Below are 25,020 nucleotides of genomic sequence, written 5' to 3'. Positions count from 1 at the left end.
ATTTCCTTCAGTCTAGCTGACTTGCCGTTCTTCGGCAATGATCGTCGTGGGACGGAAACGGTCCATCATACGGAAGAATCCGTTTAATAGGAGCGCCGTGAACGATCCTGCCACAATGGCACTATCTGTAAACAATTGAAGCCATTCCGGCATGTTGGCGACGATTGCCGGGTTAGCGGTGATACCGAGTCCGACACCAATCGAGAGTGCGATGGTAATCAAATTCTCGTTTTTCGAAAAATCGACCTGACTCAGAATCCGAATGCCGGAAGCGGCGACCGTTCCGAACATGACGAGCATCGCTCCACCTAAAACAGGCTTTGGAATCAATGTCGTGAACGTGGCGACTTTCGGAAGGAAACCGAGCAAGATGAGTAACCCACCTGTCCAGAAGATGACACGGCGCGATTTTACACCAGACAATTGAACAAGTCCGACATTTTGACTGAACGTCGTGTACGGAAAGCTGTTGAAAATCCCTCCGAGAATCGTCGCGACGCCTTCCGCACGATACCCTTTCGTCAATTCGTTCGCACCAATCGGCTTTTTCGTGATATCGCTGAGCGCCAAGAATACACCTGTCGATTCAATCATCGAAATAATGGCGACGAGCGTCATGACGAGGATGGCAGACACATCGAATGTCGGCATCCCAAAGTAGAACGGTTGAACCATTTGGAACCATCCCGCTTCACGGACAGGACTGAAGTCCACGAGACCGAGCGAAGCAGCAACCCCCGTTCCGATGAGGACGGCAAAGAGGACAGCAGCGGCGCGTGTGAAGACAGTACCGACACGGTTCAAGATGAGAATGAGTAAAATCGTCAAACCACCTAATCCGAGATTCTGCATGGATGCGAATCCAGGCTCACCTGGCATCCCGCCACCGATGTCATTGATAGCGACCGGAATCAGTGAGAGACCGATGATCGTCACGACCGAACCGAGAACGACCGGCGGGAAGAAACGTGCGAGCTTCCCGACAAATCCGGAAATGAGGATGACGATGAGACCACTGGCAATCAAAGCGCCATAAATGGCCGTAATCCCATTTGCGCTTCCGATGGCGATCATCGGACCGACCGCCGTGAACGTACATCCGAGGACGACCGGCAATCCAACACCCGTAAAGCGTGTCGTCCATACTTGTAAAAGCGTCGCCACTCCACACATGAATAAATCAATTGCGACGAGATAAGCGAGCTCGGTCGGACCAAGCCCGATGGCACCACCGACGATGAGCGGAACGATGGCTGCTCCCGTGTACATGGCGAGTAGGTGCTGAAACCCGAGACTTGCCGTCTTAAATGTATTCATCGAACGACCTCCACGAATGAGATGTGGTCTTTCTCTAATTTCGCGATACGTGCCAACGATTCGACGCGATAACCACGCTCAATCAGTTTATCGCGCCCTGGTTGGAACGATTTTTCGATGACGATTCCAACACCTGCCACTTCTGCACCTGCCGCTTCGACGAGTTGTGTCAGTCCGAGTGCCGCTTCCCCGTTCGCGAGGAAGTCATCGATGACGAGAACGCGTTCGCCTGGTAAAACGAAGCGCCGGCTCAAGCTGATGCGGTTCGTCTCCTGTTTCGTGAACGAGTAGACATCCGCTTCGACGAGGTCGTCTTGGAGCGTCAGCGATTTCCGTTTACGCGCGAATACGAACGGGATGCCCATCTCAAGCGCTGTCATCATCGCTGGCGCAATCCCACTCGATTCGAGTGTGACGATTCGGTCGATTTGAGCGTCTTTGAAACGTTCTGCGAACTCTTTTCCGATGGCTTGCATGAGTGCGGGATCGATTTGATGATTCAAGAAAGCGTCAACTTTCAACACTTGGTCGGATAAGGCCCGACCCTCTTCACGGATTTTGTCTTCTAACTGCTTCATTGTTGTTCCCTCCATTAAAAAATGCGATTCGTCACCCCTAATCGGGAGGCAACGAACCGCATGGAAATCAACGACAGCATACGACAAGCGCCACCCGTAGTCGAACCATTTACGGTAGTTCGGTAGAGACTTGCGGACCATATTTCCGCTGATATACGAGTGCGAATCTATTTTTATAAGATAGACCTTATTGTAGACGAGCTGACGAGAAATGCAATAGGTTGGAATCAAACGGTGAAATGTTCGATTTTTCTGAAACTGCTGTATACTGTATGTATTGGATATGAGAGAGGAGCCCTGCCCTTATGAAGTTATTCGTATTAGGCGCAACCGGTCGGACCGGACATCAATTCATCGACCAAGCCATCGAGCACGGTCATGACGTCACCGCATTCGTACGTGAACAGAAAAAGTTGATTCGGACCCCACAACTTGAAATCATCGAAGGCGACTTATATGACATCGATGCGTTAACAGAAGCGATGCACGGTCATGATGCGGTCATCAGCTGTCTCGGAACGGATTTGAGCGATCCGGACTTTTTAGCGAGTGTCACGGACAAGCTTGTTCCCGCGATGAAGACGAATGGTATCTCACGCGTCGTCTATTTGGCTTCAGCCGGAATCGACAATGAGATCCCGGGACTTGCAGGGAAAGCTATTACGTTCATGCTCCGGAAACCGCTACGTGATCATCGGGCAGCCGTGGACCTATGGCGCAACTCGTCATTCGATTATACGATTGTGCGCCCGATGCAATTGACGGACGGTCCTCGCACCTCGACGTATCGTACGGCCATCGACGAGGTACCGGATAACGGGAAACACATCTCACGGGCAGATGTCGCCCAGTTCATGCTTCACGCCATCGAAGAGAATGAACATGTACGGGAGTCGGTCGGACTGGCGTACTAATTTGATTGGATTCATGCTACAATATCGGGTAGTTTACTTTGAAAGGAACGAAAACGAATTATGAGTATATTAACGGTACAAAACTTGAGCCACGGCTTTGGTGACCGCGCTATTTTGAACGATGTCTCTTTCCGCCTCTTAAAAGGGGAACACATCGGTCTCGTCGGAGCGAACGGTGAAGGAAAATCGACGTTCATGAACATCATCACACGCAAACTGCAACCGGATGAAGGGAAAATCGAATGGGCGAAAAATGTCCGTGTCGGTTACCTCGATCAACATGCGGTGCTCGAGCGCGGGATGACGATTCGCGACGTCTTGAAAGGTGCTTTCCAATACTTGATTGACATGGAGACGCGCATCGGCGAACTCTACATGGAGATGGGTGACGCGACACCTGAACAGATGGAAGACATGCTCGCTGAAGTCGGTGAACTTCAAGAGACGCTCGACTCAAATGACTTTTATATCATCGATGCGAAAGTAGAAGAAGTCGCACGCGGTCTCGGTATTTTAGATGTCGGTCTCGACCGGGACGTCACGGATTTGTCAGGTGGGCAACGTACGAAAGTATTGCTTGCGAAGTTGCTTCTCGAGAAGCCAGATATCTTGCTCCTCGATGAGCCGACCAACTATTTGGATGAAGTGCATATCGAGTGGTTGAAACGCTACCTCCAAAACTATGACAATGCCTTCATCTTGATCTCACACGATATCCCGTTCTTAAATAGCGTCATCAACTTGGTCTACCATATGGAAAACCAAGAGTTGAACCGCTACGTCGGGGACTATGACAAGTTCATGGAAGTGTACGAGATGAAACGCTCGCAACTTGAAGCCGCTTATAAGCGTCAACAAGCCGAGATTGCTGACTTGAAAGACTTCGTCGCCCGAAACAAGGCACGCGTCTCGACACGAAACATGGCGATGTCACGTCAGAAGAAACTCGATAAGATGGATGTCATCGAATTGAGTGCGGAGCGTCCGAAACCGGAATTCCGCTTCCTGCAGGCCCGCACGTCGGGACGCCTCATCTTTGATGCGAAAGGTCTCGTCATCGGATACGACGAGCCGCTCTCACGTCCGCTCGACCTTCAGATGGAGCGCGGTCAAAAGATTGCCCTCGTCGGAGCGAACGGAATCGGGAAGACGACGCTCTTAAAGAGCTTGCTCGGATTGATCAATCCGCTTGAAGGAACCGTCGAACGCGGTGAGTTTCTGGAGATGGGTTACTTCGAACAAGAAGCAGCAACGAGCAACAACACATGTATCGAAGAGATTTGGAGCGAGTTCCCATCACTCAACCAACAACAAGTACGCGCGATGCTCGCGAAGTGCGGACTCATGACGAAACACATCGAAAGTAAGATCTCCGTCCTCAGTGGTGGTGAAAAAGCGAAAGTTCGTCTTTGTAAACTTCTCAACAACGAGACAAACCTTCTCTTACTCGATGAGCCGACGAACCACTTGGACGTCGACGCGAAGGAAGAGTTGAAGCGTGCGTTGAAAGAGTACAAAGGAAGTGTCCTCCTCATCAGTCACGAACCAGAATTCTATGAAGATATCGTCACAGACGTCTGGAACTGTGAGTCGTGGACAACGAAAGTATTTTAATTCAGTAAAGGACGTGTCGTATGGCGACCCCAATTCAAACGAATGAACGGATTATTTTGTATGACATTATCCGAGGGTTTGCCCTCTGCGGCATTTTCCTCGTCAATATCCCGAGTATGCTCGGGAGCGACTGGATGTTTGGTCGTCCCGATTATTATGGGAGCGACTTGTTCGTTCGCACGCTCTTTGACTTGTTCGTGCAGACGAAGTTTTATACGATTTTCTCCCTGTTATTCGGGATCGGCTTTTCGATTTTCCTCGAGCGTTCTTACGCTCGTGGCGAATCGGTCAGTCGTTACATACGCCGGATTTTGATCCTCTTCTTGTTCGGTCTCGCGCACTTGGCGATTTGGTCAGGTGATATCCTCCATACGTACGCGATTTGGGGCTTATTGCTTCCCCTTTTCTATAAGTTGAGCAACCGTGCCATTCTGACGTGGGCATGGGGCTTGTTGATTGGAAGTATCCTTCTGTTGTATGGAACTTCCGCGTTAAATGAATGGAGCATGGGTGGAAGCTATTATGGTGGCATCCCATTCCCTGATGTATTCAATCAAGGCTTCGGTGCCTGGTTCGATTATCGATATTCCATCGAAATCTTTAACGCCTTCTCCAACTCGTTCGTGGTCGGTTTCGAGATTCTCAGTCTATTCTTATTCGGACTGTATATCGGACGTGAACGAAAACTCCTGACGTGGCGTTTAGAAGGCTTGATGCGAACGGCCATCATCTGTGCCGTCCTCGCCCTTCCATTCTTCGGCGTGATCATTTGGCATCATTACGGTGAAGGGTATGCATACTTTTGGCTGAACTTGTTCGCCGTCTTGATTTCCGGGAAGTTACTCGCCACGACTTACGTCTGCCTGTTCACAGTAGCCGTTCGTAAAGGTCGTACGTTCGCGCCGCTTCAAGCGCTCGGACGGATGGCACTCACGAATTATTTGACGCATACGCTGATCGTGTTCTTACCGGTGATCGCACTCGGTGCGTACGGGACGCTTTCTTTAACCGAAGGGTTATTCCTCAGCATCGCAATCTTGATTGTCCAGGCATTCTTCTCGATGTGGTGGCTGAAGCATCACCGTTACGGACCATTTGAGAAGCTATGGCGCTTAGGGACTTATGGAAGACAAACGAAATCATCCTAAGATCGGACTTCATTGTCCGGTCTTTCTTCAAACAAAAACTGCAGACGAGAATACGTCTGCAGTTCCGCTCGAGGCTACGGCTTCGAGTTTTTATTTTGTTGCCGCTTCCGTTAAAACCGGCACGATTTGCTTCTTACGTGAGACCACGCCTGGAAGTGTCGCCAATCCGTTTTGAAGCGTCACATTGAACGCTTGTTCGAAGAGTTCTGGTTTTGGTCCGACGACGATTGCTTCTGAATCGTTCGTCAAAATGTTCGTAATCGCAAAGACGAACAAGTCTAAGTTTTTCGCCGCAACCGTGTTGGCGATCGCCGCTTCGACGTCCTCTTTACGGTTCAAGACATCATTCGCATCGACCGTGTTCACTTGCGCGATCTCGACACGATAGTCGCCCATTGCGAATTCTTTCGCATCGAGTGAGATGAGCTCTTCAATCGTTTTTTGGCTAAGGTCCGCACCGGCTTTGAGCATCTCAAGCCCGTATGCTTCTGCATCTACGCCAGCAATCTCAGCAAGTTCTTTCGCTGCTTTGATATCCTCATCCGTGCATGTCGGCGATTTGAAGAGAAGTGAGTCCGAGATGATGGCTGAAAGCATCAAACCGGCCATGTCCGCTGCGATTTCGACACCGTGCTCTTTATACAACTTCAATAAAATCGTCGCTGTACAGCCGACTGGCTCCGCACGATAGTAGAGCGGGTCTGACGTTTGGAAGTTCGCGATGCGGTGGTGATCGATGACTTCAAGGATTCGCACATCTTCGATGCCGTCTGCACTTTGCTGGAACTCGTTGTGGTCGACCAAGATGACTTCTTCTGCCTCACCTGTTACACTTTCAATCAAACGTGGTGCTTTCACACGGAAGTGATCGAGTGCGTATTGCGTTTCCCCGTTCACTTCGCCGAGACGGACCGCTTCTGCGTCCACCCCTAATTTCTTTTTCAACTCGGCATAGGCGAGCGCTGATGTGATGGTATCGGTATCTGGATTTTTATGTCCGAAGACTAGTACTGTACTCATATCTCATTCTCCTCACTAAATAGTTTTCCCTTATCCATTATAACGTCCATGGCATTTCTTTCAATTCCCCAAACAAAAAGAGCCGTTTCGGCTCTTATGATTGTTCGTCTTCATCTGTCTCCTCGAGGTCGGAATGATCTCCTTTTGAATCTTCTTCGTGGGATATATCCGGTTGATCTCGTTTCAACTTCTCTTTTTCTTCTTGTTCACGCTTTTCTTTGTCTGACATATCGTGTCATCCTTTCGAAAATCCGACTTGTCGTAATCTGTTCCCCAAGCCAGATTTCGTCAAACGACATTTCATCAAACGTAAACAAACTGAAACGTCAGGCTTGAACAAAGACGATTTCTTCTCCGCGAAGTTCGACTTTCACGTCTTGTCCTTGGAACAACCACTCATCTTGCTCCGCCACGACGAAACGAATGCCGTCTTCTTCGGTCTCAACAGCCGCATTGTTCACGTCTTCTGTGATGACTCCCACGGAGAAACCGTGCGTCAAGTCTGTCGAGCCCCCGTATTTTGCAAACAAACGAACCGTTTGACCCGCTTCGACTTCCATTTCTTCTTTAAACCATTGGAGCGCTTCTTCTGTTACTTGAATCTTCATAACATTTCCTCCTCTCGACTACTTCTTTCATTCTAAACGTTTCAAAAGAGTCGAGCGAGGATGTTGCCTAAAGTGTCATTCCCGCTTGATAGCTGACGGTCATCCCGTGAATCTCTGGAATGGCTCCGTTCATTTCAGCGAGCGTCGTTTCAAACAGTTGACGACCAATCTGTTCATTCGGAGAAAGCATCGTCGACAGTCCGAATGCCCGACTAATCGGATGTCCGTCAAACCCTAGCATGGCGACTTCCTCAGGAATGGAGATGTTCCGTCGTTGCATCTCCCCTAAAAATCCAAGAGCGACATAATCAGACGAGAAAAAGAGCGCTCGAGGACGCTCTTTTTGAGAGAGGAACGTTTCTGCTAACCGAATACCATCCTCACTCGTCAAATAACCGGTCCAAATCCATTGCTCACGCGCATGCGCTACTTCATCGAAATAGGCTTGCTGACGCGCAAGGGAGCTCGGACTATGGCTTCTTGACAAGATGATTCCAATCTCTTCATATCCATGCTCCTGTAGCACATGAATACCTGATACGAACGACGCATAATGGTCGACATGGATGGATGAGATTGTCTCCGGTGCGCCGACGGTCGCTACGGCAATCGGTCCGTACGCACGATACGTCTCCATTTCCTTAAAGGACATTTCGTGCGACAAGACGATCGCCCCATCGACTTCGCGATGCTTCAATAAATCGAGTGCTTGTCGCTCCTCACTCAGCTTATACTCCGTCTGCCACATGACGAGTCGGTAATCGTGCTCGAGGGCCGCTTTCGCGAGCCCGTTGACGAAGAGACCGTAATACGGATGATCCATATAAGGTAAGATGACGACGACGCGTTGTGTTTTCCCCGTCGACAACGTCAACGCCTGTTGATTTCGCAAATACCCGAGTTCTTTCATCGCCGCATGGACACGGGTCCGTTTTTCCTTCGATACATACGGATGCTCGTTCAACACGCGCGAGACCGTCGTCACCGATACGTCAGCGTGCTTCGCGATATCTCGAATGTTTGCCATTCGCCCCACCTCAACTTGTCAGTCTTTGCATATAGTGTACCCACTCTGCTTGCTGACTGTCACCTCTTTCGACGACTTGACTTCGAATCGATTGAACGAGACGGAAGCACTCCTCTAACGGTAAATGAAGAAACTCTTCCTGGAAACGGGTACACAACATTTTTCCAAACGGCGTATACAACTGATTGATGACGAGTTCGTATACGATTCCACTGCACCATGTCTTCCACGTTGTCGGTTTCATATCGGTTCCCCTCCCTTTGTCTATACCGTATCTTCTGAAACGCGTTTCAGAGCAAGGTCTTTTTTGAAAAAAGTTTATTTCCGAACATTATTTATTCGTAACTTTCATTTTTCATGTTTTTTACTCAAAACAATTGACGGGAATCAAACATTTTTGTATAGTCATCAAGTTGATAACGTTAATTTAAACATTTTTCTCAATTAATGTTCGGAAATAGACCGAAATAAGGAGTTTTATCGATGAATATTTTTCAACTGAAACAACATGGTACGAATGTTAAACAAGAAGTGACAGCCGGAATCACAACGTTCGTGACGATGGCGTACATCTCTGTCGTCAACCCGGCCATCCTATCTGATGCTGGGATTCCATTTGCTCAAGCTTTCACGGCGACAATCATTGCCATCCTCATCGGGACAGGCTTAATGGCATTTTATGCGAACTTGCCGATTGCTGTGGCACCCGGGATGGGGCTCAACGCCTTCTTCGCTTACACGCTCGTCGCCCAAGAACAAATCGCACCATCCGCCGCACTCGGCGTCGTCTTCGTCTCGTCCGTCTTCTTTTTAATCTTGTCGCTTTCTCCGATTCGGACGAAACTGATTCAAGCGATCCCGACTTCGCTGAAACATGCGATCACGACCGGAATCGGTCTTTTCATCGCTTCGCTCGGATTGAAGTTATCGGGATTGATTGTCGCAGATGAGGCAAACTTGGTGCGTCTCGGTGACGTATCCTCACCAGAAGTGTTACTCGTACTCGGTGGTTTAATCGTCTCGGCACTTCTCTTCTCGCGCAATGTCCCCGGTTCATTATTGATCGGGATGCTACTCACTGGAATCGTGGCTTACTTCATGGACATCTTACAAATCAACGGTGTCACGGCAATGCCGACACTTCCAGAAGGACTCATGGTCAACCCGGTAACAGCATTTAGTGATGTCATTCAATATGGATTATTCGGTGCCGTCCTCTCGTTCTTCCTCGTCACATTGTTCGATACGACAGGTACACTTGTCGGTGTCGGGAAACAAGCTGGTCTCTTAAAAGAAGACGGAACGATTGAAAATGGTCACCGTGCACTCTTTGCCGACTCACTTGCCACAATGGGTGGTTCACTCGTCGGGACGAGTCCTTCGACGGCATACATCGAGTCTGCAGCCGGTGTCGCACAAGGTGGACGTACGGGTCTCACAACGGCCGTCGTCGCTGGTTTGTTCGGATTGACGCTCTTCTTCAGCCCGCTCATCGGTGCCATCTCTGGCGTTGCGGCGATCACAGCTCCTGCACTCATCATCGTCGGGGCGCTCATGTTGACGAACGTACGTTATATCGACTGGAGCGACTTTAGCGAATACTTCCCGGCCTTCATGACCATTTTGATCATGCCGCTTTCAGGAAGTATCGAACGCGGGATCGCATTCGGGTTCATCTTGTACCCGATCTTCAAAGCGATGAACAAAGAGACGGTTCACCCGCTCATCTATTTGTTCGGCGCACTCTTCATCTTGGAAATGTTCTTCCTATAATTTAGACACAAGATCTTCGTCATATGACGAGGGTCTTTTTCTGTTATACGTTCTTCCTTCCTGTTTTATATCAGAAAAGAGATGAATATCTGTTCAGTGAGATACATTATCAATTAGACAGGATTTTACAAATAAATCAGTTTTTCTCCCCATTTTTCTGTCACTTTCCTACGTATTATGAAATAATGACGGTGAAATCGCTATCATGAGAAGAAAGAAGGAATGGCTATGCCGAATGTAGCTTTATTCGTCACTTGTTTATCAGATACGTTGTTTCCATCCGTCGGACAAGCGACAGTCGAACTGCTCGAACATTTAGGGTGTGAGGTGACGTTCCCTTTTGAACAGACGTGTTGTGGGCAACCTGCTTATAATAGCGGCTATCATGAGGAAACGAAAAAAATCGCCAAACACATGATTGAAACGTTCGAACAAGCAGATGCGGAATATATCGTCGGACCATCGGGGTCATGTGTCATGATGATGCGCGACTATCCGCATTTGTTCCAAGGTGATCCGGTATGGGGTCCTCGGGCAGAGGCACATGCCGCCAAAACGTTTGAGCTGACGCAGTTCATCGTCGATGTGCTCGAAGTCACTGATGTCGGCGCCAAATTCTCCGCCAAAGCGACCTATCATGCGTCTTGTCACATGACCCGCCTTCTTGGAATTGAAGCGGCGCCTGGAAAGTTGCTAGGAAACGTCGATGGACTGACGATGGTTCCCCTTGCGAACGTACATAACTGTTGCGGGTTCGGCGGGACGTTCTCCGTCAAGATGCCGGACGTGTCAGTGCAGATGGTGGATGAGAAAGTCGAATCGATTTTACAGTCCGGTGCAGACGTTTTGATTGGGGCAGATGCATCGTGTCTGATGAACATCGGCGGACGCCTTCATAAACAGGGGCATCCGATTAAAGTGATGCATATTGCCGAAGTCTTGAACGAAGGAGTGAAGCAAGCATGAGCATGGGGATTCGGTTAGATGAGAAGTTTCAGGACCGTCGCAAGGACGGGATTGAGGATGCGTTCATGCGGCAAGCCGTCAGTTCAGCTCAAAACCGGCTGCGGGATGGACGGTTGGATGCTGCGGGTGAACTCGGAGACTGGGAAGCGTTCCGTGACCACTCGGAAGAGATTCGTCAACACGTGCTCGAGCATCTCGACTATTACTTGTATCAATTGAGCGAGAATGTCTCAAAACGAGGTGGGAGCGTCTTCTTCGCAGAGACGCCAGAAGAAGCGAACCGTTACATTCGGGAAGTCGTTCGTTCGAAACAAGCCAAACATGTCGTGAAATCAAAATCGATGGTCACAGAAGAGATCGGTTTGAACGAGGCGCTTCAGGAAGAAGGATGTACCGTCGTCGAGTCCGACCTTGGGGAATGGATTTTACAACTCGACGAAGATCCACCGTCTCACATCGTCGCCCCCGCCCTGCACAAAGACCGCAACGCTGTTCATGAGACGTTCACCGCTCACGGCTATGCCGGTTCAAACGATCCGACTGAACTCGGGCGCTATGCACGAAAAGAACTACGAAAAGACTTTTTAAAGGCAGAAGTCGGCATCACCGGCTGTAATTTTGCCATTGCAGAGAGTGGAGCCGTCGGGCTTGTGACCAATGAAGGGAATGGACGCATGGTGACGTCACTTCCTGACACGGTCATCTCTGTCATGGGGATGGAACGCGTTGTCCCTTCTTATGAAGAGTTCGAAGTACTCGTCAATATGCTTTGTCGAAGCGCGGTCGGTCAACGCCTCACATCATACATCACGACATTCGCCGGGACGCGCGCGGTCGGTGAAGTCGATGGTCCTGAGGAATTCCACCTTGTCATCGTCGACAATAAGCGTTCTGGCATTCTCGGTACACAGTTCCAATCGGTCCTGCAATGCATCCGTTGCGCGGCCTGTATCAACGTCTGTCCTGTCTATCGTCACATCGGCGGTCATGCGTACGGTTCAATCTATCCTGGTCCGATTGGTGCCGTCTTAGCCCCACTCCTAGATGGATACGAGAACTATAAAGAACTTCCTTATGCGTCGAGTCTTTGTGGTGCCTGTACAGAGGCATGCCCCGTGAAGATTCCGTTACACGAGCTGTTGATTGAACACCGCCGCGTCATCGTAGAGGAAAAGAAACAATCACCTTTCGTGGAACGGATTGCGATGAAAGGTTTTGCCGTCACAGCATCAAGTCCGTTCTTATTCGAAGCAGCGGAACATGTCGCACCGTTTGCGACATCACCGTTCGCCACATCCGGTCAGATCGAAAAAGGACTGCCGGCTTGGACGGACTCGAAAGACTTGCCGCAACCGAATAAACAAACTGTCCGAGATTGGTTCAAGAAACGGGGGAACGCCTGATGAATCCTGGTACAATCACAAACCGTGAAGACTTTTTACAACGCATCGCCAAACAGCTCGGGCGTGAGGTCGACCTCACCCCACCGAAACGCGAGTACAAACATCGCCCACAAGACGACGTGTTAAAAGATGCGAGCGAAGAAGAGCTACTCGAGACGTTTCGCATGGTCGCGACACGAATCCATACCGATTTGGTGGAATGTGAATCTGCGAATCTCGATGATACGCTCCGTCTCTTGATTGAACGTTACGAAGGAACACGGATCCTCGCGGAAAACGATGACCGAATTTCCGCTTGGGCTCCCTCCACGAGTGAGACGTTCGCATGGTGGGATTCGACAAAGCCGGACACGAGCCGAGAGCTCGCCGCACGTGCCGACATCGGCATCACGATCGCAGATGTAGCGTTTGCGGAAAGTGCAACAATCGTCCAATATGCGAAGCCTGGAAAATCACGGACGATCAGCCTGTTACCGCAAGACCATATTGCGATCATCCCGAAATCTGTCCTTGTCCCACGTATGACGCAAACGGCACAACAGCTTGCCGCACTCGATCGAGATGGTCTCCATTCCCCGAACGGTGTCAATTTCATCTCCGGTCCGTCGAACTCGGCCGACATCGAGATGAACCTCATCGTCGGTGTTCATGGACCTGTCCGGGTTGCCTATGTGTTGGTGCATGATCTATAAGTATAGCCCCTCCATCGATCGATGGAGGGGCTACGTTTATCCTGATACCGTGACGCTCCCGTTTGAGCTTGTTAGTTTCACTTCAATGGATCCTTCACCGAACACGCACTCTTTCGACCGTTCTCCGAACACATTGACTTTTCCATTCCGTGACTTCGCCCGAATCGTCACATCTTCCGGACGTTCATCCACGTGCAAGTCAATCTTTCCGTTGTTTGTCTTCAAACGAATCGGTGCTTGAATCGATTGAACGAGGCAGTCAATCCGGCCGTTCGACGTCTTGGCATCAATGGCTCCTGTGACATGATCAACATCGATTCGACCGTTCGAGGAATGGATGTTGATGCGCTCTAGCTGAGAGTGCTTCGCTTCAACACGACCGTTTGAGGAATGAAGCTCCCAATCGTGACCGTGACAGTCTGATGCGAGCACTTTCCCGTTCGATGTACGAAGCTCGCCATGACGTGCTTGAATGTGATATGCGGTGATTCGCCCATTCTCGCTCTCTACGAGTAAGCGTTCCGCTTGAAGATCTTGTACATCACTTGAACCGTGACGATTCTTCAATTGAATTTGATGATAGGCGTGATGAGGTAGTTCGACCCGAAGGACCGGCGCTTTCGACCCAAACCACGAAAACAAATCAGACAGACCGAAACGACGTTCGGATTCAATCCGGATTTCTAACGTGTCCCCGACGATATCCATGACTACCCCATGGTCGGTCTCTGTTTCAAGTGTCGCGTAAGCATACCCATCTTGTGATGGTGTCACGAACACCTGCGCATGTTGAACTTGAATGAGGACGCTTTGGAAAGCGATGGTCGAACTTTTGACAACTGCAGGCGGTCGTGTCGACTCCGCTACTTCAAAATCGACAGAAGCAAGTAGTTCCGATGCGAGCACGCTCGGTTCCCCTAACTCGCGCGCCATCTCTTCATCACTTCTTCCTTCTAATCGACCACTCGTGAAGTACTCAGACACATCTCGTAAAATATCGAGGCGATCTTTCACCTTCACGTTCATCAATAATTGCTCAAGCTCTGACAAGTACTGTTCTTCATTCATCTGTCGTCTCCCCCTCGGATTAAATCATTGACGCCGTTCGTGAATACATCCCATTCCGTTCGCAACTCAGCCAAATGTGTCCGCCCTTGTTCCGTGATCTGATAGTACTTCCGTGGAGGGCCTTCTCCGGACTCCATTAAATATGTCGTGAAATAACCCTCTGTCGTCAATCGACGTAACAACGGATAGACGGCACCTTCTGAAATCGCTACTTTAGCCGAAATCGCTTGGACGAGTTCATAGCCGTAGCGGTCTTGTTCCGCTACAAGCGCCAGCACACAAAGATTGAGTACACCCTTCTTGAATTGAGGATTCATCATCCCACCCCCTACTATACATAGAACAATAGCACATCAATCACTACTATTCAATATATAATAGTTGCCATTCCCCTGATTTCTCAATATCTAGCTTCTGAGGAGGTGAATCTGTACAATGAAAGAACGACACTCGTAGGATATTTGTCACAGTCGGAATGTTCATCATTCTAGGAAGGAACGGTCTTTATGAAGTCATGGATTGACCAGCGGATCGGAAGACAGTTTTTATTCGTCTTCTATTTATTCATCGGACTGATCCTCCTCACATCACTTGCCGTATATGTGTATACGGAAAACCAAATCGAACAGACGACGTCATCGCTCGAGAACATCAGTGAACGGCGCACAAATGCGACCGAATTGTTCGAAACATGGCAGTCGATGCAATATGAAATGCGCGGCTACGTAATCCTCGGAGACGATGCGATGCTAGAGCGCGTACAAGATAAACAAGTTTTGATTGACGAACAGACGACTTGGTTCGAACAGAACGCCGTAACCGATAAGGAAAAAACGTATGCGAGCGATGCCCGTACACTGTTTGTTGCTTATCAAGAACGCGTCATGCCGAGCCTCGAACGTTATGTAGAAGGAAAACGGGACGGAAGTGTGACCGAACCCTTTTTAAAAATGCCAACGCTCGGGAAGGTAAACCCTCAAAAAGAGCCGCCGGCAGACCGTAAATTTAAAATCAACTCGAAAAGTGCCGCAGATATGAGCGCGAGCATCGTCGATATGGAGAGCGTCTTCACGGAATATCGGAACTCACTGAACGCAGAAGAGGATGCGCTCCGTGCTCAACTTGCGACACATACGAAATGGGCACAAGCTTTATGGCTCCTCTCCTTACTCGGAGTCCTATTCATTCTCTTCATCGTCGCTCGCCCTTACGTCAGACGCTTAACGGGTCAACTTCAGGAATTGATTGAAAACAGCAAGCGCCTTGCCGGAGAGAAACAACCGGTCACGCCGGTCACCGTTCAATCTAAAAACGAGGTCGGTCAACTGACGACCTCATTCCGCCAGATGGCTTCGTCACTCACAACGCAGCGCCATCGAATCGAAGAAGAGCGTGAAAAGACAGCGCGTCTCCTTCATTCCATCCGCGATGCCGTCATCTATGTCGAGCACGCAACAAGCGAAAAAGTGGCCAACCAAGCACTCTTTGTCTTGTTTAACCAACCCATTACAAAGCGAAACGAAGTCGACTTATATCGTTTAGACGCCAGCCTTGAAGAACTTGGACTGCAGGTCGACCAAAAGGATGACTTTTTCGCGTTCATGGAGCGGTCGTTTGACGGACAGTGTAAAGAAGAGAGCGTCACGTTCTCGATGAACCAGGAAGAGCGCTTCATTCAAATGTATGCGGAGAAGATTTACTTGAGAGGAACACGCCACGGCACGATGCTCGTCTTCCGTGATGTAACCCATGAGACTGAGGTCGACCGTTTGAAAACCGAACTCGTTTCGACCGTCTCTCACGAGCTTCGTACCCCACTCACAAGTATCATCGGATTCACCGAACTTCTTCGTTTTCGACAGCTATCTCCCGAACGTTCGGAGAAATATTTGGGGATGATTCATCAAGAGACATTGCGTCTCGAAGATTTGATTTCCAACTTGCTCGATGTTCAACGGATGGAATCAGGACAACAGACGTACCACAATGAGACGGAGCGCCTATCGGACATCCTGAAACAGGCTATCGCGGTGCATCAAGGAGCAAGTCAACATCATCATATTTCGTTTGATTGTCAGGAAGACCTTTATGTATATGGAGACCGAACGCGACTCAATCAACTCTTCATGAATCTACTTCATAATGCTGTGAAGTATTCTCCTCATGGTGGAGACATCCATGTTAGCGTCGCATGTGAGCGACCGGATTGGATTGATATTTCGATTGAAGACCATGGAATCGGGATTCCTCAGACCGCACTATCGAAGTTGTTTGACAAGTTTTATCGCGTCGACAATTCCGCCAGTCGCAAAATCGGAGGCACTGGCCTTGGTCTCGCGATTTGTAAAGAGATTGCAGAAGGTCATGGCGGCACAATTCATGCCACGTCGAACATCGGTAAAGGGTCCATTTTCACCGTTAGTCTTCCAAAAATGGATGTATCGAATCAAATGAGTAGTTAAACAACAAGAGGGTGCGATAGCGCACCCTCTTGTTTACTGTACTTTATTCTCTGGACCAAATGAGGGATAAAGTGATAGTCCACCATCCGCAAAGATTGTTGTCCCTGTGACATATGACGATTCATCCGACGCGAGCCAAGCAGCAACGGCAGCGATTTGTTCCGGTTTCCCGATGACGTGAGATGGGATGAGTGCCTCTAACCCTTTCTTCTCTTCTGGGTCGCTCATCGTCTCTTCGTTGATTGGCGTATCGATTGCCCCTGGTGCGATCGCATTCACACGAATGTGATTCGGTGCATATTCGAGAGCGACTGATTTCGTGAACATTTTTACGCCGCCCTTACTTGCTGCGTAATGTGTATAACCAGGACGTGGAATGACTTCGTGAACAGAAGACATGTTGATGATATTGCCTTCGATTTTGTTCTCAACGAAGTACTTCAAGGCAGCACGGACACCAAGGAACGTTCCGTTCAAGTTGACGTCGATAATCTTCTTCCAATTGTCGAATTCCATCTCATGTGTTTTCGCCTCGACTTGAACGCCGGCGTTATTCACAAAAATATCCATTTTCCCGAACTCAGCAATGGCTTTTTCGATCATTTTCTCCGCGAGTCCTTCTTCCGAGACGTCCCCTTTTACGGCGACGGCTTTCCCACCACCTGCCTCGATGCCACGGATGACTTCTTCCATCTCTTTTTCACTACTACGATAGTTCAGGACGACGTTCATCCCTTCTTTCGCATAACGCTCACCGATTGCTCGACCGAGACCTTTCGAGCTTCCCGTGATGACCGCGACTTTTCCTTTTAATTCTGGATAGTTTGCCATGTGAACTCCTCCTTCATCTTCTCGTTTTTAGTTCCCACATTCCCCTCTTCATCAAACATGATTGGCTGCATTTTGAATATTTGAAACAAATCAACTATACTGAAACAAACTATTTGTTTTCAGGAACTGCCTGAAAGACGTTTGATCTTATACTCAATGGAGGTGACTCCCCGATTTTTGGGGGAATTGTTGGACAGTCCCATGTTACTCAGCTTACTCATCGTTGCGCTCTTAATCTTTTTGACTGCCTTTTTCGTGGCAGCCGAATTTTCAATTGTGAAAGTGCGTGGCGCTCGACTCGACCAGCTCGTGCTTGAAGGAAACAAGAAAGCGGTTAGCGCAAAAAAAGTCATCGAGAATATCGACGACTCCCTTTCTGCATCTCAGTTCGGGATTACACTTTCTGCACTCGGGCTCGGGTGGATTGGTGCCGACCAAATCGAAACATATATCCACACGTTGGTCGACCAGCTAAACTTATCGCCATCTCTTGTGACATTCTTGTCGTTCCTGATCGCATTCTTACTCATTGCGTTCTTGCACGTCGTCATTGGAGAACTTGTGCCGAAAACACTTGCGGTCCATGAAGCCGAAAAGTTGACGCTCCTTGTCGCACGTCCACTCTACGTGTTCACGAAAATCTTCTACCCGTTCATTCGTGCCTTGAACAGTATGGCACGTCTCACCCTCCGCTTATTCGGGGTGCAGACGACGGCTCAGGAGACGGCACACTCAGAAGAAGAGCTGAAAATCATCATGACGGAAAGTTTCCGCAGTGGTGAAATCAACGAAAACGAGTTGGCATATGTACAAAATATCTTCTCGTTTGACGAACGAATCGCCAAGGATGCCATGGTTCCACGTATGAACATGGTCACAATCGATGAAGAAGATACGATTGAAGAGATCATTTCAGTTGTCGAAGAGCACCAGTATACGCGTTATCCGGTCACACGAGATGGCGACCGTGACGACGTGCTCGGATTCGTGAATGCAAAACAACTCTTCACTGCTCAACTTTCAAAAAATGACGCACCGTTCGAGTCGTTCATTCATCAATTGCCACTCGTCACCGAGTTCACGCCGCTTCAAGAAGCGATGGTAAAGATGCAAAACGCGCAGACAATGATGTGCTTAGTCATCGATGAGTACGGGGGTACTGCCGGCCTCTTAACGATTGAAGACATCCTAGAAGAAATCGTCGGTGAGATTCGCGACGAGTTCGACCGAGATGAACAAGCAGAAATTACAGAAATTGCTCCGAAACATTACCGTCTCTCCGGACTTGTGTTAACACAAGAACTTGAGGAACGGTTTGGGATCGAAATCGAAGATGATGTCGATACGGTTGGCGGATTTGTCTTATCGCAAAAAGCGAATGCTCGGACGGGCGAACGCTTCCTCTTACCTGGCGACCATGAATTGATTGTCAGTGAAGTCGATAACCACCGAATCGTCTTCGTCGACCTGATTTTGGCCTCACATGAAGAGGAAGAGCCTCTCTCAGAATAAGGTTTCTGTCAAACCCTTCTCCTTGATTTGGAGAAGGGTTTTTCATGTGTGAACCGAACTGTCGCTATATTTTCGCCTCTTGCCGTGATATACTGCACATATGTTGCTTATTTGAGTGTGACGCACTCAATGACACAACATCACCGAAACATGGCGAGATGTTCGGTTTAAACAGAAAGAAATAGAAAGAAGGTTACGCATGGAACGCAAACTATTTTTGATTGACGGTAACTCCATGCTGGCCAGTGCTTACTATGGTGCCGCCGCGAGCCGAACGAAAAAAGGACGCGAGGTATCCAAAAACGATCGGAGTGCCGTCATCGGAATGACCGGCCTCATCCGGACGATTCTACGTAGACATCGTCCGACTCACTTTGTCGTCGTCTGGGACGTCTCACGTGAAACATTATGGCGTCGAGAACTCTACCCGGGCTATAAACGCCGCAGACGTCAAACACCGCCTGAATTGAAAGCACAGATGGAACTCATGCGCCAATTGCTTGAGGATAGTGGAATTCCACAATTCCAAGTAGAAGGCTATGAAGGGGAAGATTTAATCGCCCACATCGCACGTAAATTCAGTTGCAGTGCACCTGTGGTCATCATGACAAAAGACAAAGACTTGTTACAGCTTGTCAGTCCACGAATCACCGTTTGGTTGCAAACACAGGAGCTTCAGCAAATGCAGGCTCGTTGTAACATTCGTGATAACCGTCCGTTACCGCTCAAACGTCATTTAGAAATTCGACCAGAAGAGATTGCGGCGTTATACGAAGGGTTGAAACCGAAACAGTTGTCAGCCGTTAAAGCGTTGACGGGAGACCGTTCAGACGGAATCCCCCCAGTTGCGGGGCTTGACGAAAACCAATCAGTCCAACTGATCAAACGATTCGGTTCGCTCGATAAGCTGTATTCTGCCTTGAGTATCAAAGGTGATAAACGACAACAAGTAAATGAAACGATCGCGGCACTGACGTCAGAGGAGGTGCCCCGTAACTTGAGACGAACACGCAAAAAAGCAGAGCGCAACATGGAGCTCGTTCGTCTTGATGTCACGGTGCCGGCACTTGACCATTTGAAGTTGGCTCATCTCGAGCTCAGCCTCAACCCGAAGCGAGTCGAGCAAGCGTATCAAAAACGCGGACTTCGTCTCTCCTTCAACGCAGGTCAGAAGAAAACATCCGCACGTTAAAAAGAACGGCCGCTCATGCGCCCGTTCTTTTTATATGCACAGTAATTCCATCTTCATCGGTCAACGTCCATTCAGACGATGTTCCACCTAACGCCTGGTTTGTCTCTTCGTTGACAAGAAGTGTCCACGCTTCGAGTCCTGCTTCGACTCCTAGAACCTCACTCGGACGTGCCCACACGTTCGTGCCGATGTGATGATGATACCCGTCTGCCGCTAAGAACAGTGCCCCCGGATAAGAATCCGTTGTAATGGAAAACCCGAGTCGGTCATGGTAGAAGCGTTTTGCTGCTTCGATCGACCGGACTTTAAAATGCACATGTCCCATCGTCGTGCCGACCGGTAACCCAGTGAATGGTCGATTCACTGCAGCTTGAAGCATCGATTCATAGTCGACTGGTTCAGTCGCCATCTTCACATGCCCGTTCGATTCATAACTCCATTGTTCCTTCGGACGATCGGCATATAGCTCGATCCCGTTCCCTTCTGGGTCACTCAAATAGAACGCTTCACTCACTAAATGATCGCCTTGCCCGACTTCAATGCGTTGTTCGATAAGATGCGCCAAGATGCTTCCCAACGCTACACGATCCGGTAATAGAATCGCTAAATGAAACAACCCTGCCGCTCGCGGATTCGTCTTCGCCTGCGGAACATGGTGCAAGATGACGAGCGAACGCTCTTTCGTTCCGAGCGTGGCAAGCTCTTCGGTTTCTTTAAGGACACTCATCCCAATCACGTCTACATAAAATTGTTTCATCTGTTCGATGTCACGGACGCGTAGCGTCACCGGTCCTAGTTCAATATTTTCGATTTTCATATACAATCACCTCACCTTCACTATACCCGCTCGGCTCACATTGCAGAAGTAGGCACAAAAAGGTGGTATAGTTACTTCAACGATACTAATGGAAAGGAAGAACGATGTGACCAAGATAACAAGCTGCGAAGTCGATACGGCACTCGAACTAATTACAGGAAAATGGAAGCACTCCATCCTCCTCGTCCTAATCAATGGGGATACGTTACGCTTCAGTGAGTTGAAACGAGCGTTACCAAAAATCAGTCAAAAGATACTGACCGCACAACTCCGTGATTTAGAAGAACAAGATATCGTCATCCGGACCGTCTATCCAGAAGTCCCTCCCCGTGTCGATTATCGCTTAAGCGAGTATGGGAAAACACTGATCCCGATTCTCGAAGCGATGAACGAATGGGGAATGCGTCACGCGGAACGGATGCGCTCCAACTAGTTGTCCACATGTGGATAACCGTTTTAACCGATTTCATTTATAACTTATCCACAGGAGGTCGTCATGATTCGTTATCCACAGTTCACCGGTCATCAAATCGGTGTCACCGCTCCCTCGTCAGGTATACCAACAGAATTACACCATTTATTGCATCAAGCGGAACAGAAGTTTTCCGATCGAGGGTTCACGTTACAATTCACTCCGAATGCGTGGAAACAACGATTTGGAAAATCTGCTCCGGCTCGGGTGCGTGCACATGAACTGACATCCCTACTTCAAGATGACAATATCGACTTGATCATCCCGCCCTGGGGTGGGGAACTCTTAATGGAAATCCTCGATCAAATCGATTGGCAATCCTTACCCGCGAAATGGATGCTCGGTTATTCGGATACGAGTTTGTTGCTCTTCGTCTATACATTAAAAACCGGAATCGCCTCGGCCCATGGTCCGAACCTGGTCGATTTACGTGCCGATATTTGGGACGAAACGAGTTCACGCTGGCTCGATGTATTGTCAACGCGGGTCGACGAGACGGTCATCCAACGCTCGTCCGAGAAGTTCCAAAAAGAATGGCAGTTTGACAATCCGACGCCACATCTGTTCCATTTGACGGAAGCGACTGAATGGAAAGCAATCGATGGTCAACACGCAACAGGTCGATTGCTCGGTGGATGTCTTGACGTGCTCTTACATACAATCGGGACACCGTATGGAGACGTTAAGACGTTCCAACACGAGCACCTGAATGATGAACCGATTCTTTGGTATTTTGAGAACGTCGAGATGAACGTTCCGGCATTAAAAAGGACCCTTCTTCAAATGAAGTGGGCCGGTTGGTTCGATCAGACGTCTGGTATTCTGTTCGGACGAAGTGATGCCCCATCTGTGCATCAAGACTATACGACCGAGATGGTGTATGAGGAGCTTCACCACATGTTAGAGGTTCCAATCTTTTACGATATCGATTTCGGACACGTTCCGCCGCAAATGACGCTCGTCAATGGAGCACACGCCTCCGTCCAAGTCGAGCATGGTCAAGGGACATTGATTCAAACGTTCAAGGGCTGATTCGTCAGCCCTTGATTTGTTGTAGCAACGTTTCTAAACGTTTACGAAACAGTCCTTGCGGGAATTTCGCTACTTGTTCTTCGATGACCGATACCCAGTCGTCTCCGCATCCGTTCAGTGTTCCCCTTAATAACCCTTCGTAGTAAATCGCGATATCGACTAAACTATGTGCTTTCCACTCGTCTCTGTTTTCCCATAGTGCCAATAAACACTCTCTTCCTTTTTCCGATTCCCCTCGAAAAGCGTAGTACACACCTTTCGCCATCGAAATCGCCGCAATGAACGGCTCAACCTCTGTCGTGAGTGATTCCATCAACTTGACGTTTTCCCCTAACAGATCAATATGTCGATATTCCATCGCATAGAGCGCTTCGGAAAGTGCCACTTTGATTTCTGCCAAGCGGTCTTCCGTGAATTGAATGTATTGCTTCGCCTTTTGTAAAGACTCATGAACTTGCTTTTCATCGTTCAAATAGAGCGCACAAATCGAAATGGTGCGATACACGTCGTCCGCACGGTAGTAGATTCTTGTCCGTTTCATATACTCGAGCACGTCTTCAAGCTGTCGAATCGAATCTTCCAAATCCTCGTCACAAAGAAGGTTTTTAAATACAATCAACATGACATACTCAGTTCTCGTTTTCGTTTTCATGTATTTCGCATCAAGAAGTTCGATCGCGTCAATCCGTTCAAGCGATTCTTCAAATCGGTTCCACATCAATAAATAATAAGCCTGGCTGATTCGTCCCATTGCCAATTCATCAGATTCACCTAGCTTCTCAAAAATTTCAATGGCACGATCGTAGTAGGTCAATACCTTCTCATTTTCTCCTTCTTGAAAGTACGTATCCCCATACAACATGTATGCTTTACCTTGCCACACGGAGTTCATTTCTTCTTTTAAGTATGGGGAAAGCATCTGTCGTATTTCTTGATCTGGCCGCGAAACGAGTGTCATTTCTTCATATTCTAACTGCTCGACCATCGTCTGTAGTTCAGCTTCTTTCGGGTCAGTCAATAACTGCTGCATCGAGACATCTAACCGACTTGCGAGTTCTCGTAAGCTACGCATCGATGCCTCCGCTTTCCCATTTTCAATCATACTGAGCATCGATTTCGTGACGATCCCTTCCGCCAACTGCGTTTGGGTCATTTTCTTCTGTTTTCGTAACGTTTTAATTCGTTCACCAATCATATGCCACCTCTATAAGTTAAATTATATTGAACTTTATGTTTACATTTCACTCGATTACCTTTATGATAATGTTAAATCACATTTAACTAATTTGCAAAGGAGTGTTCTCTATGAAATTCTTTTCTTCCAATTTATCGATTTTATTACTCGGTAAATTCATGTCACTGTTCGCATCCAACTTATTTACGTTCGTAGCAGGATTAACGGTGTTGACGACGACTGGATCTGGATTACAATTCGCATTTGTCTTACTGGCAGGCACATTGCCACGTGTTCTTTTGTCCCCATTTGCAGGCGCTTATGCGGACAAACTTGACCGAAAACGAGTCATCATCAAGATGGAGTCTTTGAATGGAGGATTATTTTTACTCGCAGGGATCGCAAGTTTGCTTTGGACGTTCGAAGCACCTGCCTTTTATGTCATCACGTTCTTCCTATCCATCGTCTCTACCTTCTTATCGGTCACGCTATCGAGTTCGATTCCCCTTCTATTCGAAGAGGAAGAGCTTCAACGTGCCAACTCCCTCATTCAGAGCATCATCTCCATCTCAAGTATCGGCACTCCGCTTCTTGCCGGAGCACTGTTTAAACTCATACCGATTTCAGCTTTTTTATTCAGTTCAGCCCTATTCTTCATGATTGCCGCCTTGCTTGCTTCTCGACTCACATTTCATCAGAAAGAGATTGCTCCAACCGAACAATCCACTTGGGAAGATGTACGGTCTGGTCTCTCTTATTTGAAACAGCAACGAGTTTTATGGACAGTCGCCGTTCTAGCTGCATTCTTGAACTTCTTTTTCGTCGCGACAGAAGTGTTGTTCCCGATAGCCGCTTTACAAGAGGTCGGCGTGTCTCCGTTTCAGTTTGGACTACTTGAAAGCATGGTTGCCATTGGATTCTTAATCGCTTCTTTACTTCACGCCTTGCCACTATTCAAAATCAAACATCGCCTGTCGACCATGCGATCTGCACTGACCATACTCAGTGTTCTATTTGTCGGCCCTGCCATTCCATTATATTTGAACTTCAACGTCCTCACGTCGATTTTCTTTTTCGCAATGTTCGCCTTATTAAGCGGGTTCTTTATCGTACGTGTCAACATTCCGGTTCAATTGCTCCTACAAACGAATACGGATCCAAATTATTTAGGTCGCGTGATTGGGGTACTCGAGTCACTTGCGATGGGCATCACGCCAATCGGTTTTATTCTATTCGGGGTATTGAGTGATCTTGTACCAGTCGCACATCTATACACTGCATGTATGATTGGCCTACTCCTATGTACCTTCACGCTCACATATCGGATTCGCCATGACATCCAAGCAGAACGAGCAGCAGCTCAGTCAATTGAACGAGTATCCTAACAAAAAAAGACATCG

The 25,020-nt window shown here is 48.4% G+C and carries 25 protein-coding genes and 1 riboswitch; of the genes, 13 read left to right on the top strand and 12 right to left on the bottom strand.

The genetic code is table 11. The features are described 5' to 3' along the window. Positions 1-12: 12 nt before the first annotated feature. Both KNO86_RS10165 and KNO86_RS10160 read right to left on the bottom strand, forming a co-directional pair. Positions 13-1,317, bottom strand: coding sequence for a nucleobase:cation symporter-2 family protein (locus KNO86_RS10165; protein ID WP_214695846.1), 1,305 nt, complete (start codon positions 1,315-1,317; stop codon positions 13-15). Next, a complete protein-coding gene (locus KNO86_RS10160; RefSeq protein ID WP_214695845.1) occupies positions 1,314-1,895 on the bottom strand; it encodes a xanthine phosphoribosyltransferase in 582 nt (193 codons plus the stop codon). Before KNO86_RS10160 ends, KNO86_RS10165 begins: the two co-directional genes overlap by 4 nt. A 77-nt stretch (positions 1,896-1,972) precedes the next feature. Next, positions 1,973-2,074: riboswitch (purine riboswitch) on the bottom strand. A gap of 126 nt (positions 2,075-2,200) precedes the next feature. Between KNO86_RS10160 and KNO86_RS10155 the strand changes: the two genes are divergently transcribed. From KNO86_RS10155 to KNO86_RS10145, 3 genes are read left to right on the top strand one after another with little or no spacing between them, the layout of a single operon-like run. Beyond that, the gene (locus KNO86_RS10155; protein ID WP_214695843.1) at positions 2,201-2,809 is read left to right on the top strand and encodes an NAD(P)-dependent oxidoreductase; all 609 of its coding nucleotides are present in this window, start codon (positions 2,201-2,203) and stop codon (positions 2,807-2,809) included. A gap of 60 nt (positions 2,810-2,869) precedes the next feature. Beyond that, complete coding sequence (locus tag KNO86_RS10150) at positions 2,870-4,423, top strand: ABC-F family ATP-binding cassette domain-containing protein (protein ID WP_074034179.1); 1,554 nt, start codon at positions 2,870-2,872, stop codon at positions 4,421-4,423. A gap of 20 nt (positions 4,424-4,443) precedes the next feature. After that, complete coding sequence (locus KNO86_RS10145; protein WP_214695841.1) at positions 4,444-5,571, top strand: DUF418 domain-containing protein; 1,128 nt, start codon at positions 4,444-4,446, stop codon at positions 5,569-5,571. Positions 5,572-5,661: 90 nt separating this feature from the next. On the opposite strand, the gene KNO86_RS10140 is transcribed toward KNO86_RS10145, so the two are convergent. The 5 genes from KNO86_RS10140 to KNO86_RS10125 all read right to left on the bottom strand — a co-directional run bounded on the left by KNO86_RS10140 (position 5,662) and on the right by KNO86_RS10125 (position 8,470). Further along, positions 5,662-6,591, bottom strand: coding sequence for a manganese-dependent inorganic pyrophosphatase (locus tag KNO86_RS10140; RefSeq protein ID WP_214695840.1), 930 nt, complete (start codon positions 6,589-6,591; stop codon positions 5,662-5,664). Positions 6,592-6,685: 94 nt separating this feature from the next. Beyond that, entirely contained in the window at positions 6,686-6,820 is a 135-nt protein-coding gene (locus tag KNO86_RS14795) for a hypothetical protein (RefSeq protein WP_256441184.1), read from the bottom strand. A 97-nt stretch (positions 6,821-6,917) separates the two neighbouring features. Beyond that, positions 6,918-7,199, bottom strand: a complete 282-nt coding sequence (locus tag KNO86_RS10135; protein WP_074034990.1) for a HesB/YadR/YfhF family protein — start codon at positions 7,197-7,199, stop codon at positions 6,918-6,920. 67 nt (positions 7,200-7,266) lie between these two features. After that, a complete protein-coding gene (locus tag KNO86_RS10130; RefSeq protein ID WP_214695838.1) occupies positions 7,267-8,226 on the bottom strand; it encodes a LacI family DNA-binding transcriptional regulator in 960 nt (319 codons plus the stop codon). 10 nt (positions 8,227-8,236) lie between these two features. Continuing rightward, positions 8,237-8,470: a hypothetical protein gene (locus tag KNO86_RS10125; protein WP_214695836.1), complete on the bottom strand. Its 234-nt coding sequence runs from the start codon at positions 8,468-8,470 to the stop codon at positions 8,237-8,239. A 245-nt stretch (positions 8,471-8,715) separates the two neighbouring features. Here KNO86_RS10125 and KNO86_RS10120 point away from each other — a divergent pair, with 245 nt between their 5' ends. The 4 genes from KNO86_RS10120 (at position 8,716) to KNO86_RS10105 (ending at position 13,060) form a co-directional block, all read left to right on the top strand. Then, positions 8,716-9,999 carry an NCS2 family permease gene (locus KNO86_RS10120; RefSeq protein WP_214696041.1) on the top strand — a complete coding sequence of 428 codons (1,284 nt, stop codon included), beginning with the start codon at positions 8,716-8,718 and terminating at the stop codon, positions 9,997-9,999. Between the two features lie 228 nt (positions 10,000-10,227). After that, positions 10,228-10,965 (top strand): (Fe-S)-binding protein, encoded by a 738-nt coding sequence (locus KNO86_RS10115; protein WP_214695834.1) that lies wholly within the window; start codon positions 10,228-10,230, stop codon positions 10,963-10,965. 2 nt (positions 10,966-10,967) lie between these two features. Beyond that, entirely contained in the window at positions 10,968-12,368 is a 1,401-nt protein-coding gene (locus KNO86_RS10110; RefSeq protein ID WP_274665068.1) for a LutB/LldF family L-lactate oxidation iron-sulfur protein, read from the top strand. Further along, the gene (locus tag KNO86_RS10105; protein WP_214695831.1) at positions 12,368-13,060 is read left to right on the top strand and encodes a LutC/YkgG family protein; all 693 of its coding nucleotides are present in this window, start codon (positions 12,368-12,370) and stop codon (positions 13,058-13,060) included. Before KNO86_RS10110 ends, KNO86_RS10105 begins: the two co-directional genes overlap by 1 nt. A 36-nt stretch (positions 13,061-13,096) precedes the next feature. On the opposite strand, the gene KNO86_RS10100 is transcribed toward KNO86_RS10105, so the two are convergent. Next, on the bottom strand, positions 13,097-14,128 hold the full coding sequence (locus KNO86_RS10100; protein ID WP_214695829.1) for a DUF4097 family beta strand repeat-containing protein: 1,032 nt from the start codon (positions 14,126-14,128) through the stop codon (positions 13,097-13,099). Then, the gene (locus KNO86_RS10095; protein ID WP_074034162.1) at positions 14,125-14,445 is read right to left on the bottom strand and encodes a PadR family transcriptional regulator; all 321 of its coding nucleotides are present in this window, start codon (positions 14,443-14,445) and stop codon (positions 14,125-14,127) included. Before KNO86_RS10095 ends, KNO86_RS10100 begins: the two co-directional genes overlap by 4 nt. A 189-nt stretch (positions 14,446-14,634) precedes the next feature. On the opposite strand from KNO86_RS10095, the gene KNO86_RS10090 reads away from it, so the two are divergent. Next, positions 14,635-16,590 (top strand): ATP-binding protein, encoded by a 1,956-nt coding sequence (locus KNO86_RS10090; protein WP_214695828.1) that lies wholly within the window; start codon positions 14,635-14,637, stop codon positions 16,588-16,590. Between the two features lie 33 nt (positions 16,591-16,623). On the opposite strand, the gene KNO86_RS10085 is transcribed toward KNO86_RS10090, so the two are convergent. After that, positions 16,624-17,421: a glucose 1-dehydrogenase gene (locus KNO86_RS10085; protein ID WP_214695826.1), complete on the bottom strand. Its 798-nt coding sequence runs from the start codon at positions 17,419-17,421 to the stop codon at positions 16,624-16,626. Between the two features lie 189 nt (positions 17,422-17,610). Here KNO86_RS10085 and KNO86_RS10080 point away from each other — a divergent pair, with 189 nt between their 5' ends. Next, the gene (locus KNO86_RS10080; protein WP_214695824.1) at positions 17,611-18,933 is read left to right on the top strand and encodes a hemolysin family protein; all 1,323 of its coding nucleotides are present in this window, start codon (positions 17,611-17,613) and stop codon (positions 18,931-18,933) included. A gap of 199 nt (positions 18,934-19,132) precedes the next feature. Beyond that, positions 19,133-20,125 carry a 5'-3' exonuclease gene (locus KNO86_RS10075; protein ID WP_214695822.1) on the top strand — a complete coding sequence of 331 codons (993 nt, stop codon included), beginning with the start codon at positions 19,133-19,135 and terminating at the stop codon, positions 20,123-20,125. Positions 20,126-20,138: 13 nt separating this feature from the next. On the opposite strand, the gene KNO86_RS10070 is transcribed toward KNO86_RS10075, so the two are convergent. Then, positions 20,139-20,942 (bottom strand): VOC family protein, encoded by an 804-nt coding sequence (locus tag KNO86_RS10070; RefSeq protein WP_214695820.1) that lies wholly within the window; start codon positions 20,940-20,942, stop codon positions 20,139-20,141. Positions 20,943-21,048: 106 nt separating this feature from the next. Between KNO86_RS10070 and KNO86_RS10065 the strand changes: the two genes are divergently transcribed. Both KNO86_RS10065 and KNO86_RS10060 read left to right on the top strand, forming a co-directional pair. Next, the gene (locus KNO86_RS10065; RefSeq protein ID WP_214790236.1) at positions 21,049-21,375 is read left to right on the top strand and encodes a winged helix-turn-helix transcriptional regulator; all 327 of its coding nucleotides are present in this window, start codon (positions 21,049-21,051) and stop codon (positions 21,373-21,375) included. 63 nt (positions 21,376-21,438) lie between these two features. Continuing rightward, complete coding sequence (locus tag KNO86_RS10060; RefSeq protein WP_214695816.1) at positions 21,439-22,446, top strand: S66 family peptidase; 1,008 nt, start codon at positions 21,439-21,441, stop codon at positions 22,444-22,446. Between the two features lie 4 nt (positions 22,447-22,450). Here the strand turns inward: KNO86_RS10060 and KNO86_RS10055 are convergent, their stop codons facing one another. Beyond that, positions 22,451-23,641, bottom strand: a complete 1,191-nt coding sequence (locus tag KNO86_RS10055; protein WP_214695814.1) for a helix-turn-helix domain-containing protein — start codon at positions 23,639-23,641, stop codon at positions 22,451-22,453. A 110-nt stretch (positions 23,642-23,751) separates the two neighbouring features. On the opposite strand from KNO86_RS10055, the gene KNO86_RS10050 reads away from it, so the two are divergent. Continuing rightward, a complete protein-coding gene (locus KNO86_RS10050) occupies positions 23,752-25,005 on the top strand; it encodes an MFS transporter (protein ID WP_214695812.1) in 1,254 nt (417 codons plus the stop codon). Positions 25,006-25,020 lie beyond the last annotated feature (15 nt).

The sequence above is a fragment of the Exiguobacterium sp. s160 genome (genome assembly GCF_018617575.1).
Classification (GTDB): Bacteria; Bacillota; Bacilli; order Exiguobacteriales; family Exiguobacteriaceae; genus Exiguobacterium; species Exiguobacterium aestuarii_A.
This window is presented reverse-complemented; position numbering and strand designations above follow the sequence as displayed.

Excerpts from the sequence above, each read along its gene's own strand:
- KNO86_RS10100 (WP_214695829.1), bottom strand. The coding sequence starts at position 14,128 with ATGAATGAAGAACAGTACTTGTCAGAGCTTGAGCAATTATTGATGAAC.
- KNO86_RS14795 (WP_256441184.1), bottom strand. The coding sequence starts at position 6,820 with ATGTCAGACAAAGAAAAGCGTGAACAAGAAGAAAAAGAGAAGTTGAAA.
- KNO86_RS10125 (WP_214695836.1), bottom strand. The coding sequence starts at position 8,470 with ATGAAACCGACAACGTGGAAGACATGGTGCAGTGGAATCGTATACGAA.
- KNO86_RS10075 (WP_214695822.1), top strand. The coding sequence starts at position 19,133 with ATGGAACGCAAACTATTTTTGATTGACGGTAACTCCATGCTGGCCAGT.
- KNO86_RS10070 (WP_214695820.1), bottom strand. The coding sequence starts at position 20,942 with ATGAAAATCGAAAATATTGAACTAGGACCGGTGACGCTACGCGTCCGT.
- KNO86_RS10055 (WP_214695814.1), bottom strand. The coding sequence starts at position 23,641 with ATGATTGGTGAACGAATTAAAACGTTACGAAAACAGAAGAAAATGACC.
- KNO86_RS10155 (WP_214695843.1), top strand. The coding sequence starts at position 2,201 with ATGAAGTTATTCGTATTAGGCGCAACCGGTCGGACCGGACATCAATTC.
- KNO86_RS10050 (WP_214695812.1), top strand. The coding sequence starts at position 23,752 with ATGAAATTCTTTTCTTCCAATTTATCGATTTTATTACTCGGTAAATTC.
- KNO86_RS10145 (WP_214695841.1), top strand. The coding sequence starts at position 4,444 with ATGGCGACCCCAATTCAAACGAATGAACGGATTATTTTGTATGACATT.
- KNO86_RS10090 (WP_214695828.1), top strand. The coding sequence starts at position 14,635 with ATGAAGTCATGGATTGACCAGCGGATCGGAAGACAGTTTTTATTCGTC.
- KNO86_RS10085 (WP_214695826.1), bottom strand. The coding sequence starts at position 17,421 with ATGGCAAACTATCCAGAATTAAAAGGAAAAGTCGCGGTCATCACGGGA.
- KNO86_RS10150 (WP_074034179.1), top strand. The coding sequence starts at position 2,870 with ATGAGTATATTAACGGTACAAAACTTGAGCCACGGCTTTGGTGACCGC.
- KNO86_RS10110 (WP_274665068.1), top strand. The coding sequence starts at position 10,968 with ATGGGGATTCGGTTAGATGAGAAGTTTCAGGACCGTCGCAAGGACGGG.
- KNO86_RS10165 (WP_214695846.1), bottom strand. The coding sequence starts at position 1,317 with ATGAATACATTTAAGACGGCAAGTCTCGGGTTTCAGCACCTACTCGCC.
- KNO86_RS10095 (WP_074034162.1), bottom strand. The coding sequence starts at position 14,445 with ATGAATCCTCAATTCAAGAAGGGTGTACTCAATCTTTGTGTGCTGGCG.
- KNO86_RS10060 (WP_214695816.1), top strand. The coding sequence starts at position 21,439 with ATGATTCGTTATCCACAGTTCACCGGTCATCAAATCGGTGTCACCGCT.
- KNO86_RS10135 (WP_074034990.1), bottom strand. The coding sequence starts at position 7,199 with ATGAAGATTCAAGTAACAGAAGAAGCGCTCCAATGGTTTAAAGAAGAA.
- KNO86_RS10160 (WP_214695845.1), bottom strand. The coding sequence starts at position 1,895 with ATGAAGCAGTTAGAAGACAAAATCCGTGAAGAGGGTCGGGCCTTATCC.
- KNO86_RS10105 (WP_214695831.1), top strand. The coding sequence starts at position 12,368 with ATGAATCCTGGTACAATCACAAACCGTGAAGACTTTTTACAACGCATC.
- KNO86_RS10140 (WP_214695840.1), bottom strand. The coding sequence starts at position 6,591 with ATGAGTACAGTACTAGTCTTCGGACATAAAAATCCAGATACCGATACC.
- KNO86_RS10115 (WP_214695834.1), top strand. The coding sequence starts at position 10,228 with ATGCCGAATGTAGCTTTATTCGTCACTTGTTTATCAGATACGTTGTTT.
- KNO86_RS10130 (WP_214695838.1), bottom strand. The coding sequence starts at position 8,226 with ATGGCAAACATTCGAGATATCGCGAAGCACGCTGACGTATCGGTGACG.